Below are 13,206 nucleotides of genomic sequence, written 5' to 3' on the forward strand. Positions count from 1 at the left end.
ATGGAGTTCTTAAAACTGTTTGTTCCGATAGAAAAAATGCCTGCACAAGTTGCATTTATTGCCGGATTAATTATTATCATCACTTTTCTTTTCGCCTTAATTTCAATTATGTATTTACCAATAAAAATGATTTTTGGGAGATAAAAAATGACAATAAACTTAAAAGAATTTAATTGAGAACAAATTAAACAAACTTTCTGAGATTTATTTATTCAAATTACAACCATTCCGGCTCATATTACTGGTGGTAAAGAAATTGATTTAACCCAAGAAACACTTTGACTTTTAATGGCAAACATTGCTTTTTGATTATTAACAGCGATTATGGCCTGATTTATTCTAATGTTACTTTGAAAAACCATATCAGTATTTAGATAAAGACAAATGACGAATGCCTTAAGAAGAAAGGGGGTGATTATATGATTGGAACTTTCTTAGCCGAGGCACCAGCAAAAATAACAGCTAGTGATGCGATGACTAAATTGTGAAATGCAATTATAACAGCATTTACTAAAATGTGAGAAATTATTTCTGTTAATATGCCGCAAGTCGGTAACTTCTTTGCTGACTACTGAATCTTCATTTTTCCATTTATTTTAGCAATATTCTTTATTTGCTTTAAAATGTTTGAAAAATTACTTGGCGCAGTCCGCTAACAAAAAAATAAAGTGAGGTGCAAGATGAAATTTTGCAAATGAATAATAGAAAAAAATAACCATTTTATTGAATTAAATCGCACCTCATTTTTAATTTTATGACATTGCGGAGCAATTTGATACATTTACAACGGTTATTTTAAAAACATTGTGAGCTATTTATTTTTAGCAGGTTGTATTTTGATTTTCCTTTTTAAAATCGGTAATTTAACACAAATTAACAAAGTTATTAATTTCTTAAAAAACTCACCATTAAACATTGTGATTGGTTCATTAGGAACTGGAAAAACTGCCTTTCTAGTATACGCAGCAAAATTACTAAAAAAGAAGAAGTATCATATCGCCGCAACCTTTCCATTACTAGAAACCCAAAAATTAAGTTTAGGGCATATGGGTTTGTTAGACTTTGATTATCCGGTATTACCAGACAAAACCTTACTTTTGTGAGATGAAACCAATTTATTTTTAGAAGGAACTGATTGAGAAAAAAATAATACCAAAAATGAAGAAACGGGTATTCAAGAGTATTTCGCTCTGGCGCGACATTTTGGTCATATTGTTCTCGCTAGCGGTCAAAGAGATAAACATATTTGAGTTAAAGTTCGTGATATTGCCAATAATGTGATTGTGGGAATTCGTAAAAAACCCGTTAATATTTTTCGTCCCTACTTAAAAGTCATCTATGGCACCTTTACTAGTATTGAAGAATATGAACGCTGACGAAACACCTTAATTGATGTTAAAAATAGTAAAAAGGGTCGTCGCATTAAATATCGTGATATTTCTGAACTTGATATTTATTTTTTTAAACTAAAAATTCCGCTACCAATATTAAACACTTACAATTCTTTTTACCTAGCGTTTTTAAGAGATTATTTAAATTCAAAAGTAAATCCTGACTATGAAGATAAATACTATACTGACACCGCAATTGATTTAGAAGACTTGGAATACTTAAAAATGGATAAATTCAGCAAATTTTTAAGAAAAATGAAAGAAAAGGAACAATAAAAAATGGAAAATCTCGCAAAAATGGCCGACTTTCTGGCTCAAATGCTTTATAAAGTTTTTGACTTAATTTGAAGTTTAGAAGTACCAGGAACAAATATTCAACTAATATTTCCTTTATTCTTAACACTGGCTGTAGAATTTCTTATGGCAATTATTCTTGGTTTTGGTAGTAAACAAGTTAATTTAGAAAAACAACGCCAATATGCGGTTAAAAATAAAGGGCGGTTAAGCGCGTGAGGAAAAGTTAAAAAACAAATAAAACCAATAAAAACAAAACAAGGTAACTAACAATGTTTAAACTAATTATTATTTTTATCTTAATAACTGTTCTTGGGTTATTAGCAGGTAGTCATTTTGAAACCTTAACGAACTATATTAGCGAAGGTCTTGCTAATTTCCAAAAATTTATTACTAGCAATTTAACAATTTTAGAGCTATTTAAACCAATGGCTCGGACATTTTCGCAACACCCAATTTTTACTATTCTTAGCGTCACTTGTGTACTTGTTGCTTTATTTATTGTGATTAAAGGACGATAAAAAATATGAAAGGAGAGTTAAAATTGCTGAATTATACTTGTAAGTGCAAGTAAATAAAATTGCAAAAGATTTCATATAAAAATTTCATGATGCTAAGTTTATTTTAGAAAAAGTAAATTTAAGGAGTTTTTATATGGGATACAAACATCTTGGCATAGATGAAAGAATTTATATTGAGAATCAATTGAAATTTAAAGTAAAAATTAGTGAAATAGCTAAAAATCTTAATCGAAGTATTAGTACTATTAATCGAGAAGTTAATAGAAATAAAGATAATAATCATTATTTTTCATTAATTGCACAAAATAAAGCAGAAAATAGAAAACAATTACATGTTTATTTTCATAAATTTAAAAATAGAGAATTAGTAAAATATGTACAACAAAAATTATTATTAGGTTGATCGCCTGAACAAATTTATGGCAGAATTAAAAATTTTCATCAAGAATGAATTATTAGTTTTAAAACAATTTACAATTGAATTTATTCTGGATTACTTGAAAAGGTTACTAGTAAAAATTTAAGAAGAAAAGGTAAGAAACGAAAATCTCAAGAAAATCGGGGTAAATTTAATGGTAAATCCATTAAAGAACGAAATGTTAATAATCGCATAACTCTTGGCCATTGAGAAGGTGATACTGTAGTATCATCACGAGGTAAAAGTAAATCATGTTTAATAACTTTAGTTGAAAGAACATCAAGATTTACTTTAGCAATATTAGTTGAAAATAGAACTACTAAAGTTATTAACAAAAATATTAGTCATTATTTATCAATTCTTCCAAATAATCTTGTTAAGACTATAACATTTGATAGGGGTAAAGAATTTGCTAATTGACAACAACTTGAAAAAAATTTAAATGTGAAAATTTATTTTGCTGATGCATATTCACCTTGACAAAGAGGTACTAATGAAAATACTAATGGTTTAATTAGAGAAAAATTTCCTAAAAAATTTAATTTTTCAAACACTACTAAAAATGCAGTTCATAAATTTATATTGTCTTTAAACCAAAGACCAAGAAAAATACTAAATTATCTTTCGCCAATCGAATATTTGGTTAGAAAAATAATTTAGTTGCACTTAACTTTACAATTTGGCAATTAAAAAACTTTTAGGAAAATTATTTAAAAAAGATAATTCAAAAGAAAAAATGCCATTAAAATTAAAAATTCAAAATTCTTTTAAAAACCAGTGGTTAAAAATAGTATTAAGTATCATTTTCATCTTTATAAGCTTATTAATTTGTGCATTAACAGCAATCGATACTAAATGAATAACCGGAACAAGCGATGAATTTAATAATTTTATGAATAAACAGATGGTTGATTTCTTTGGCAAGTTCAATAGCGGCATTATGCTAGCGGGAATATTTGTTTTTTGATGAGGCGGAGCAATATACTTTGCAATTAAATTTGAAAAATTAATCCGCTTTATTATTCAGAAAATTAAAGCAAAAAGAGCCTTAAAAAATGAAACTAAACAAACTCATTAATTTTTTAAAAAGATATTGGAGCAATTGATAAGTTAATGATTATAGGTTATTCCTTAGTATGAGTAACCATAACAGAAATATTAAACTGTTTAATTCGTTTTATATTAAAAAAGATTAAAACTAAAAGAATAATGAAAAATAAAATATTTTAAAAAGGAGTGATAAAAATGTTTATGAAAATATTTACCGTGCTAACTATTGGTTTCAATAACATTTTTACTATTCCCACAAACATTAACAACAAAAAAACCACAGCACAACTAGTTAGAAATAAAAGAGAAGATAATAAAATTTATGATTTTGAAATCAAAGACTTACAAAAGGTGAGGTTTCATTTTGGCGATCGCGTAACTTGGCCAACAACCAGACTTATAGAAGTTAACATAAAAAAAGAAGATAATATCAATCTAAATGAAAAATTACCAGAATTTAAAAACTTAAACGATTTTACTTTCAAATTTATACAATCAGAATTCTCTAATAATAAAAATAAACAAGATGAAATAAGACAATTAATAACTACATACGGAACCAAAGTAGGAAAGAAAGAATGAGTAATCAATGCCAAATTGTAAAGTTAAGTGCAACTAAATTATTTTTCTAACCAAATATTCGATTGGCGAAAGATAATTTAGTATTTTTCTTGGTCTTTGGTTTAAAGACAATATAAATTTATGAACTGCATTTTTAGTAGTGTTTGAAAAATTAAATTTTTTAGGAAATTTTTCTCTAATTAAACCATTAGTATTTTCATTAGTACCTCTTTGTCAAGGTGAATATGCATCAGCAAAATAAATTTTCACATTTAAATTTTTTTCAAGTTGTTGTCAATTAGCAAATTCTTTACCCCTATCAAATGTTATAGTCTTAACAAGATTATTTGGAAGAATTGATAAATAATGACTAATATTTTTGTTAATAACTTTAGTAGTTCTATTTTCAACTAATATTGCTAAAGTAAATCTTGATGTTCTTTCAACTAAAGTTATTAAACATGATTTACTTTTACCTCGTGATGATACTACAGTATCACCTTCTCAATGGCCAAGAGTTATGCGATTATTAACATTTCGTTCTTTAATGGATTTACCATTAAATTTACCCCGATTTTCTTGAGATTTTCGTTTCTTACCTTTTCTTCTTAAATTTTTACTAGTAACCTTTTCAAGTAATCCAGAATAAATTCAATTGTAAATTGTTTTAAAACTAATAATTCATTCTTGATGAAAATTTTTAATTCTGCCATAAATTTGTTCAGGCGATCAACCTAATAATAATTTTTGTTGTACATATTTTACTAATTCTCTATTTTTAAATTTATGAAAATAAACATGTAATTGTTTTCTATTTTCTGCTTTATTTTGTGCAATTAATGAAAAATAATGATTATTATCTTTATTTCTATTAACTTCTCGATTAATAGTACTAATACTTCGATTAAGATTTTTAGCTATTTCACTAATTTTTACTTTAAATTTCAATTGATTCTCAATATAAATTCTTTCATCTATGCCAAGATGTTTGTATCCCATATAAAAACTCCTTAAATTTACTTTTTCTAAAATAAACTTAGCATCATGAAATTTTTATATGAAATCTTTTGCAATTTTATTTACTTGCACTTACAAGTATAATTCAGCAATAAAAAAATAACAATCAAAGCACAAGGCAAAAATTTAAATTACTACAAACAAGATGATAATACAATAGATTATAGTTTAATATGTACAAATGATTTTGAAATTGAAATTAAAAAAGATAGCACCGATATTGATTTACCAGAAACAACCAACAAATTTGATGGAAACCATAACTATACAGATATCATTGATAATCTTGACTATTTAATGATTCATCGTGGTGATTTTGACAAATTTAATTATTCTTATCTTTATTGAACACCAGTGTTTAATTTTATTGACACCTTAGAAAAAGGTTATTACAAAGAATTTACAATTAAAAACCACGGTTTTAAAAACGAAAGCTATTTTTATCACAAAACTTCTAGTAGTAAAGATGAAATTAATAAGAATATTTTAAAAATTAAAGCTTTTAATAAAACCTTAATCGCAGGTAATAACTATTTGCAATTACTCCACGGTGAAACCGAAATCTGAAAATATGACACTGCAAATGCTAACGATTATTACTTAATTAAGTATCTTTTTGGTACCTTAAATTATCTTAATGTTAAATTTAGTTTTTTGAGATATGACCCCGAATTAAAAAATGACATTTACCTTTATTTTAAAAACAACATTCCTAGTATTAACAACAGCGAGTACAAAAATATTTTTGACGAAATCTATGAAATTCTTGGCAATTTCTTTTCCAGTTTATTTTATACGACTTTTGACATGGACGAAAAAACTCATACCGAAATTGATTTTAAGGGAGTAGATAATTACAACAAAGATTACTTTATTCAAATCGGTTTCTTTTATCGCTCATTAATTACCTTTTATCCTAAAAAATATTTAATCAATGTTACTGGTAATTCAGAATTATTACTAAGAAGTTATTTTTTTACTTTTGACAAAAAAATTCACCAAGAAAATTATAATGCCATTAAAAACAACAATAGCGTTTATCAAATTAATTTTAATGTCCTTAAATCCTATGACAATAAACTGATCACCTTGCCAACCAGCAAGACTACTAACAGTATTAATTATCTCAATACCGATATTGATATTCGTTATGGTATTAATATTTTTACCTTGACATTTCCTTTATACCATAAAAAAAATACCGCTAACTACAATTTTAAAATTTACGACTTTAATGTCCTTAATTCCATGGCGTTTATCCCTGACGGCTCAACCAACTCGGAATGAGATGACATAATCCCGCCAGCAAATTGTAAATATTCTGGACGGTGAATACCAACCTTTAACGATATTGGCTGTGCCATTCAAAATGCCGGTATCAAAATGCTAAACTGAATGCTTACGGCTTCACAAGTCATTACGATTTTACAACCATTAGCGATTATTGCAAGAGCAACAGTTAACTTTTCAACTGTCATTTTTCCAGTTTTTAAAACAGTACCCGCCTTTTACTATACCTTTCAATTTTTAATCGGTTTTGCCATTTTTCTAATGATTTTAAGAATTTTTGTATAATATATATATATACTGAAAAAAAGGAGTTAAATTTATGAAATTTTTAAATATAACCGCTGTTTTAGGACTAATAACATTACCAATAGTTGGTTGTTCTAAAAAAGCAAATGAACCAGTAGAACAAAAAAATAAAGATAGTAATAAAGATATTAATAAAATTTATGATTTTGAAATCAAAAACTTACAAAAGGTGAGGTTTCATTTTGGTGATCGCGCAACTTGGCCAACAACCAGACTTATAGAAGTTAACATAAAAAAAGAAGATAATATCAATCTAAATGAAAAATTACCAGAATTTAAAAACTTAAACGATTTTACTTTCAAATTTATACAATCAGAATTCTCTAATAATAAAAATAAACAAGATGAAATAAGACAATTAATAACTACATACGGAACCAAAGTAGGAAAGAAAGAATGAGTAATCAATAAAAAAATAACAATTAAAGCACAAGGCAAAAATTTAAATGACTACAAACAAGATGATAATACAATAGATTATAGTTTAATATGTACAAATGATTTTGAAATTGAAAATTCGTAATAACTAAATTTAAAAACTGTTAAATACTGCCCCAACACACACCCAGCAAGGTAGTTTTCTATGATGACAAGACAAGGCCCTTAAACAACTTTTCATTTTAATTTTTCCTTTATATTTTGTCGGAATAAAAACCAGTAATTAAAATTACTGGTTTGAATAGTTTGATTATTTTTCACAAACAATTAAATTATTGAAGTCTTAATAATTAATTTCGGTTCTGCTTCTTGTGTCAAAGAAATTTTGCCTTTTCCATTAAAAGTTATACTGTTATCTTCATTGAGAGTAATTTCATCTGGCAATAAGCTATATTTTTGTAATATTTGCATTGCTTCTTTGATTGATAACGTAATTGTTTGTTCTTCATTATTATCATCAATTATTTTAGCAGTAATTGTTCCGGTAATTTTTTGTTTTAAATTTAGTGTATTTTCAAGATGAATTTCTCGGACTGAATATTCAACCACCGCTTGTTCGTGAGGGGCAATTTCTGCTTCAAATTCTGTTTTTTTATCAAATGAATGCAAAATCATTTCTTGTTCTTGTTTATTAATATCTGATGCCAAATTGTAAAGTTAAGTGCAACTAAATTATTTTTCTAACCAAATATTCGATTGGCGAAAGATAATTTAGTATTTTTCTTGGTCTTTGGTTTAAAGACAATATAAATTTATGAACTGCATTTTTAGTAGTGTTTGAAAAATTAAATTTTTTAGGAAATTTTTCTCTAATTAAACCATTAGTATTTTCATTAGTACCTCTTTGTCAAGGTGAATATGCATCAGCAAAATAAATTTTCACATTTAAATTTTTTTCAAGTTGTTGTCAATTAGCAAATTCTTTACCCCTATCAAATGTTATAGTCTTAACAAGATTATTTGGAAGAATTGATAAATAATGACTAATATTTTTGTTAATGCCAAATTGTAAAGTTAAGTGCAACTAAATTATTTTTCTAACCAAATATTCGATTGGCGAAAGATAATTTAGTATTTTTCTTGGTCTTTGGTTTAAAGACAATATAAATTTATGAACTGCATTTTTAGTAGTGTTTGAAAAATTAAATTTTTTAGGAAATTTTTCTCTAATTAAACCATTAGTATTTTCATTAGTACCTCTTTGTCAAGGTGAATATGCATCAGCAAAATAAATTTTCACATTTAAATTTTTTTCAAGTTGTTGTCAATTAGCAAATTCTTTACCCCTATCAAATGTTATAGTCTTAACAAGATTATTTGGAAGAATTGATAAATAATGACTAATATTTTTGTTAATAACTTTAGTAGTTCTATTTTCAACTAATATTGCTAAAGTAAATCTTGATGTTCTTTCAACTAAAGTTATTAAACATGATTTACTTTTACCTCGTGATGATACTACAGTATCACCTTCTCAATGGCCAAGAGTTATGCGATTATTAACATTTCGTTCTTTAATGGATTTACCATTAAATTTACCCCGATTTTCTTGAGATTTTCGTTTCTTACCTTTTCTTCTTAAATTTTTACTAGTAACCTTTTCAAGTAATCCAGAATAAATTCAATTGTAAATTGTTTTAAAACTAATAATTCATTCTTGATGAAAATTTTTAATTCTGCCATAAATTTGTTCAGGCGATCAACCTAATAATAATTTTTGTTGTACATATTTTACTAATTCTCTATTTTTAAATTTATGAAAATAAACATGTAATTGTTTTCTATTTTCTGCTTTATTTTGTGCAATTAATGAAAAATAATGATTATTATCTTTATTTCTATTAACTTCTCGATTAATAGTACTAATACTTCGATTAAGATTTTTAGCTATTTCACTAATTTTTACTTTAAATTTCAATTGATTCTCAATATAAATTCTTTCATCTATGCCAAGATGTTTGTATCCCATATAAAAACTCCTTAAATTTACTTTTTCTAAAATAAACTTAGCATCATGAAATTTTTATATGAAATCTTTTGCAATTTTATTTACTTGCACTTACAAGTATAATTCAGCTATTTAATAAATTAGAATTTAACATAATTAACTATTAATTCCTTTCTTTAATTATTTTTAATTTGTCATTCACTATTTTTAATTCTTGTTTTTTAGTTCATGTTTCATTTTTTACCTACCTTTAATTACAATAAATAAGGCAATAAGTACACAAGTAACACCAAGAATGGTAAAAATTGGGTGTTGCGAAAATGTTCGTGCCATTGGTTTAAATAGTTCTAAAATTGTTAAATTGCTAGTAATAAATTTTTGGAAATTGGCAAGTCCTTCGCTAATATAGTTCGTTAAAGTTTCAAAATGACTACCAGCTAATAGCCCAAGAACAGTTATTAAGATAAAAATAATAATTAATGCTGAATTATACTTGTAAGTGCAAGTAAATAAAATTGCAAAAGATTTCATATAAAAATTTCATGATGCTAAGTTTATTTTAGAAAAAGTAAATTTAAGGAGTTTTTATATGGGATACAAACATCTTGGCATAGATGAAAGAATTTATATTGAGAATCAATTGAAATTTAAAGTAAAAATTAGTGAAATAGCTAAAAATCTTAATCGAAGTATTAGTACTATTAATCGAGAAGTTAATAGAAATAAAGATAATAATCATTATTTTTCATTAATTGCACAAAATAAAGCAGAAAATAGAAAACAATTACATGTTTATTTTCATAAGCTGAATTATACTTGTAAGTGCAAGTAAATAAAATTGCAAAAGATTTCATATAAAAATTTCATGATGCTAAGTTTATTTTAGAAAAAGTAAATTTAAGGAGTTTTTATATGGGATACAAACATCTTGGCATAGATGAAAGAATTTATATTGAGAATCAATTGAAATTTAAAGTAAAAATTAGTGAAATAGCTAAAAATCTTAATCGAAGTATTAGTACTATTAATCGAGAAGTTAATAGAAATAAAGATAATAATCATTATTTTTCATTAATTGCACAAAATAAAGCAGAAAATAGAAAACAATTACATGTTTATTTTCATAAATTTAAAAATAGAGAATTAGTAAAATATGTACAACAAAAATTATTATTAGGTTGATCGCCTGAACAAATTTATGGCAGAATTAAAAATTTTCATCAAGAATGAATTATTAGTTTTAAAACAATTTACAATTGAATTTATTCTGGATTACTTGAAAAGGTTACTAGTAAAAATTTAAGAAGAAAAGGTAAGAAACGAAAATCTCAAGAAAATCGGGGTAAATTTAATGGTAAATCCATTAAAGAACGAAATGTTAATAATCGCATAACTCTTGGCCATTGAGAAGGTGATACTGTAGTATCATCACGAGGTAAAAGTAAATCATGTTTAATAACTTTAGTTGAAAGAACATCAAGATTTACTTTAGCAATATTAGTTGAAAATAGAACTACTAAAGTTATTAACAAAAATATTAGTCATTATTTATCAATTCTTCCAAATAATCTTGTTAAGACTATAACATTTGATAGGGGTAAAGAATTTGCTAATTGACAACAACTTGAAAAAAATTTAAATGTGAAAATTTATTTTGCTGATGCATATTCACCTTGACAAAGAGGTACTAATGAAAATACTAATGGTTTAATTAGAGAAAAATTTCCTAAAAAATTTAATTTTTCAAACACTACTAAAAATGCAGTTCATAAATTTATATTGTCTTTAAACCAAAGACCAAGAAAAATACTAAATTATCTTTCGCCAATCGAATATTTGGTTAGAAAAATAATTTAGTTGCACTTAACTTTACAATTTGGCTAATTTAAACATTGTTAGTTACCTTGTTTTGTTTTTATTTGTTTTTTAGCTTCTCCTCATGCACTTAAACGACCCTTATTTTTAACAGCATATTGGCGTTGTTTTTCTAAATTAACTTGTTGACTACCAAAACCAAGAATAATTGCCATAAGAAATTCTACAGCCAGCATTAAGAACAAGGGAAATATTAGTTGAATTTTTGTTCCCGGCACTTCAAGACTTCAAATTAAATCAAAAACTTTATAAAGCATTTGGGCAAGAAAGTCGGCCATTTTTGCGAGATTTTCCATTTTTTATTGTTCCTTTTCTTTCATTTTTTTTAAAAATTTGCTAAATTTATCCATTTTTAAGTATTCTAAGTCTTCTAAATCAATTGCTGTGTCAGTATAGTATTTATCTTCATAGTCAGGATTTACTTTTGAATTTAAGTAATCTCTTAAAAATGCTAGGTAAAAAGAATTGTAAGTGTTAAGTATTGGTAAAGGAATTTTTAGTTTAAAAAAATAAATATCAAGTTCAGGAATATCACGGTATTTAATGCGACGCCCTTTTTTACTATTTTTAGCATCAATTAAGGTGTTTCTTCAGCGTTCATATTCTTCAATGCTAGTAAAGGTACCATAGATGACTTTTAAGTAGGGACGAAAAATATTAACGGGTTTTTTACGAATTCCCACAATCACATTATTGGCAATATCACGAACTTTAACTCAAATATGTTTATCTCTTTGACCACTAGCGAGAACAATATGACCGAAATGGCGTGCCAGAGCGAAATATTCTTGAATACCGGTTTCTTCGTTTTTGGTATTATTTTTTTCTCAATCAGTTCCTTCTAAAAATAAGTTGGTTTCATCTCATAAAAGTAAGGTTTTGTCTGGCAATACCGGATAATCAAAATCTAATAATCCCATATGTCCTAAACTTAATTTTTGAGTTTCTAGTAATGGGAAGGTTGATGCGATGTGATATTTCTTCTTTTTTAATAATTTTGATGCGTATACTAGAAAAGCAGTTTTTCCAGTTCCTAATGAACCAATAACAATATTTAACGGTGAGTTTTTTAAGAAATTAATAACTTTGTTAATTTGTGTTAAATTGCTGATTTTAAAAAGGAAAATTAAAATACAACCTGCTAAAAATAAATAGCTCACAATGTTTTTAAAATAACCGTTGTAAATATATCAAATTGCTCCTCAATGTCATAAAATTAAAAATGAGGTGCGATTCAATTCAATAAAATGGTTATTTTTTTCTATTATTCATTTGCAAAATTTCATCTTGCACCTCACTTTATTTTTTTGTTAGCGGACCGCTCCAAGTAATTTTTCAAACATTTTAAAGCAAATAAAGAATATTGCCAAAATAAATGGAAAAATGAAGATTCAGTAGTCAGCAAAGAAGTTACCGACTTGTGGCATATTAACAGCAATAATTTCTCACATTTTAGTAAAAGCCGTTATAATTGCATTTCATAATTTAGTCATCGCGTCACTAGCTGTTATTTTTTCTACTGTTGCAGGTGCATCAGCCAAGAAAGTTCCAAACATATAATCACCCCCTTTCTTTTTAAAACATTCATCATTTATATTCAAAGTTTTTCTTAAATTTGTTAAAGCCACGATTAACCTTAACACGATTATATTTTTTCCTAATTAATTTTGAATTTCTTTGGGAATGCATCACAACGTAACTTCTTGACATTAATTTTTTCCCTATCTAAATACTGATATGGTTTTTCAAAGTAGCATGAGAATAAATCACACCATAATCGCTGTTAAGAATCAAAAAGCAATGTTTGCTATTAAAAGTCAAAGTGTTTCTTGAGTTAAATCAATTTCTTTACCGCCACTAATATGAGCCGGAATAGTTGTAATTTGAATAAATAAATCTCAGAAAGTTTGTTTGATTTGTTCTCAATTAAATTCTTTTAAATTTACCGTCATTTTTTATCTCCCAAAAATCATTTTTATTGGTAAATACATAATTGAAATTAATGCGAAAAGAAAAGTAATGATAATAATTAATCCGGCAATAAATGCAACTTGTGCAGGCATTTTTTCTATCGGAATAAACAGTTCTAAAAATTCC

Annotated in this window: 23 protein-coding genes; 13 read left to right on the forward strand and 10 right to left on the reverse strand. The window is 26.1% G+C overall.

All coding sequences use genetic code 4. From position 1 onward, the window contains the following. The 9 genes from ACFEL5_RS02295 to ACFEL5_RS02335 all read left to right on the forward strand — a co-directional run bounded on the left by ACFEL5_RS02295 (position 1) and on the right by ACFEL5_RS02335 (position 4,277). Entirely contained in the window at positions 1-144 is a 144-nt protein-coding gene (locus ACFEL5_RS02295; RefSeq protein ID WP_375315047.1) for a hypothetical protein, read from the forward strand. A gap of 3 nt (positions 145-147) precedes the next feature. Continuing rightward, positions 148-378 (forward strand): hypothetical protein, encoded by a 231-nt coding sequence (locus tag ACFEL5_RS02300; RefSeq protein WP_342277465.1) that lies wholly within the window; start codon positions 148-150, stop codon positions 376-378. Positions 379-419: 41 nt separating this feature from the next. After that, positions 420-656 (forward strand): hypothetical protein, encoded by a 237-nt coding sequence (locus ACFEL5_RS02305; RefSeq protein WP_342277333.1) that lies wholly within the window; start codon positions 420-422, stop codon positions 654-656. Positions 657-680: 24 nt separating this feature from the next. Next, a complete protein-coding gene (locus tag ACFEL5_RS02310) occupies positions 681-1,667 on the forward strand; it encodes a hypothetical protein (protein ID WP_375315596.1) in 987 nt (328 codons plus the stop codon). Positions 1,668-1,670: 3 nt separating this feature from the next. Continuing rightward, positions 1,671-1,955: a hypothetical protein gene (locus tag ACFEL5_RS02315; RefSeq protein WP_375315151.1), complete on the forward strand. Its 285-nt coding sequence runs from the start codon at positions 1,671-1,673 to the stop codon at positions 1,953-1,955. 2 nt (positions 1,956-1,957) lie between these two features. Further along, entirely contained in the window at positions 1,958-2,206 is a 249-nt protein-coding gene (locus ACFEL5_RS02320) for a hypothetical protein (RefSeq protein WP_375315597.1), read from the forward strand. A gap of 133 nt (positions 2,207-2,339) precedes the next feature. Next, positions 2,340-3,284, forward strand: coding sequence for an IS30 family transposase (locus ACFEL5_RS02325; protein ID WP_338966716.1), 945 nt, complete (start codon positions 2,340-2,342; stop codon positions 3,282-3,284). 19 nt (positions 3,285-3,303) lie between these two features. Next, positions 3,304-3,702, forward strand: a complete 399-nt coding sequence (locus tag ACFEL5_RS02330) for a hypothetical protein (protein WP_375315598.1) — start codon at positions 3,304-3,306, stop codon at positions 3,700-3,702. 167 nt (positions 3,703-3,869) lie between these two features. After that, positions 3,870-4,277: a hypothetical protein gene (locus ACFEL5_RS02335; RefSeq protein WP_375315599.1), complete on the forward strand. Its 408-nt coding sequence runs from the start codon at positions 3,870-3,872 to the stop codon at positions 4,275-4,277. A 12-nt stretch (positions 4,278-4,289) separates the two neighbouring features. Here ACFEL5_RS02335 and ACFEL5_RS02340 read toward each other — a convergent pair whose 3' ends face one another. After that, positions 4,290-5,234: an IS30 family transposase gene (locus ACFEL5_RS02340; protein ID WP_338966716.1), complete on the reverse strand. Its 945-nt coding sequence runs from the start codon at positions 5,232-5,234 to the stop codon at positions 4,290-4,292. A gap of 315 nt (positions 5,235-5,549) precedes the next feature. Between ACFEL5_RS02340 and ACFEL5_RS02345 the strand changes: the two genes are divergently transcribed. Both ACFEL5_RS02345 and ACFEL5_RS02350 read left to right on the forward strand, forming a co-directional pair. Then, positions 5,550-6,827 carry a hypothetical protein gene (locus tag ACFEL5_RS02345; protein WP_375315522.1) on the forward strand — a complete coding sequence of 426 codons (1,278 nt, stop codon included), beginning with the start codon at positions 5,550-5,552 and terminating at the stop codon, positions 6,825-6,827. A 34-nt stretch (positions 6,828-6,861) separates the two neighbouring features. Further along, entirely contained in the window at positions 6,862-7,371 is a 510-nt protein-coding gene (locus tag ACFEL5_RS02350; RefSeq protein WP_375315600.1) for a hypothetical protein, read from the forward strand. A gap of 182 nt (positions 7,372-7,553) precedes the next feature. Here the strand turns inward: ACFEL5_RS02350 and ACFEL5_RS02355 are convergent, their stop codons facing one another. The 4 genes from ACFEL5_RS02355 to ACFEL5_RS02370 all read right to left on the reverse strand — a co-directional run bounded on the left by ACFEL5_RS02355 (position 7,554) and on the right by ACFEL5_RS02370 (position 9,765). Further along, a complete protein-coding gene (locus tag ACFEL5_RS02355; protein ID WP_375315601.1) occupies positions 7,554-7,934 on the reverse strand; it encodes a hypothetical protein in 381 nt (126 codons plus the stop codon). Between the two features lie 19 nt (positions 7,935-7,953). After that, positions 7,954-8,310, reverse strand: coding sequence for an IS30 family transposase (locus ACFEL5_RS02360; protein ID WP_375315021.1), 357 nt, complete (start codon positions 8,308-8,310; stop codon positions 7,954-7,956). Next, on the reverse strand, positions 8,311-9,255 hold the full coding sequence (locus ACFEL5_RS02365) for an IS30 family transposase (protein ID WP_338966716.1): 945 nt from the start codon (positions 9,253-9,255) through the stop codon (positions 8,311-8,313). A gap of 219 nt (positions 9,256-9,474) precedes the next feature. Then, positions 9,475-9,765: a hypothetical protein gene (locus tag ACFEL5_RS02370; protein ID WP_375315602.1), complete on the reverse strand. Its 291-nt coding sequence runs from the start codon at positions 9,763-9,765 to the stop codon at positions 9,475-9,477. A gap of 58 nt (positions 9,766-9,823) precedes the next feature. Here ACFEL5_RS02370 and ACFEL5_RS02375 point away from each other — a divergent pair, with 58 nt between their 5' ends. Then, positions 9,824-10,066: a helix-turn-helix domain-containing protein gene (locus ACFEL5_RS02375; protein WP_375315104.1), complete on the forward strand. Its 243-nt coding sequence runs from the start codon at positions 9,824-9,826 to the stop codon at positions 10,064-10,066. An 80-nt stretch (positions 10,067-10,146) separates the two neighbouring features. Continuing rightward, positions 10,147-11,091, forward strand: coding sequence for an IS30 family transposase (locus ACFEL5_RS02380; protein WP_338966716.1), 945 nt, complete (start codon positions 10,147-10,149; stop codon positions 11,089-11,091). Positions 11,092-11,129: 38 nt separating this feature from the next. On the opposite strand, the gene ACFEL5_RS02385 is transcribed toward ACFEL5_RS02380, so the two are convergent. Genes ACFEL5_RS02385 through ACFEL5_RS02405 form a run of 5 tightly spaced genes read right to left on the reverse strand, consistent with a single transcriptional unit; the run spans position 11,130 to position 13,061 of the window. After that, positions 11,130-11,405, reverse strand: coding sequence for a hypothetical protein (locus ACFEL5_RS02385; RefSeq protein ID WP_375315603.1), 276 nt, complete (start codon positions 11,403-11,405; stop codon positions 11,130-11,132). A 3-nt stretch (positions 11,406-11,408) separates the two neighbouring features. After that, positions 11,409-12,395 carry a hypothetical protein gene (locus tag ACFEL5_RS02390; protein WP_375315604.1) on the reverse strand — a complete coding sequence of 329 codons (987 nt, stop codon included), beginning with the start codon at positions 12,393-12,395 and terminating at the stop codon, positions 11,409-11,411. A gap of 24 nt (positions 12,396-12,419) precedes the next feature. Further along, positions 12,420-12,665 carry a hypothetical protein gene (locus ACFEL5_RS02395; protein WP_342189776.1) on the reverse strand — a complete coding sequence of 82 codons (246 nt, stop codon included), beginning with the start codon at positions 12,663-12,665 and terminating at the stop codon, positions 12,420-12,422. Positions 12,666-12,684: 19 nt separating this feature from the next. Beyond that, positions 12,685-12,819, reverse strand: coding sequence for a hypothetical protein (locus ACFEL5_RS02400; RefSeq protein ID WP_375315230.1), 135 nt, complete (start codon positions 12,817-12,819; stop codon positions 12,685-12,687). A gap of 11 nt (positions 12,820-12,830) precedes the next feature. Next, the gene (locus ACFEL5_RS02405) at positions 12,831-13,061 is read right to left on the reverse strand and encodes a hypothetical protein (RefSeq protein WP_339024264.1); all 231 of its coding nucleotides are present in this window, start codon (positions 13,059-13,061) and stop codon (positions 12,831-12,833) included. Between the last annotated feature and the right edge of the window lie 145 nt (positions 13,062-13,206).

The organism is Spiroplasma endosymbiont of Tipula paludosa (genome assembly GCF_964264785.1).
Taxonomy (GTDB): Bacteria; Bacillota_I; Bacilli_A; order Mycoplasmatales; family Nriv7; genus Nriv7.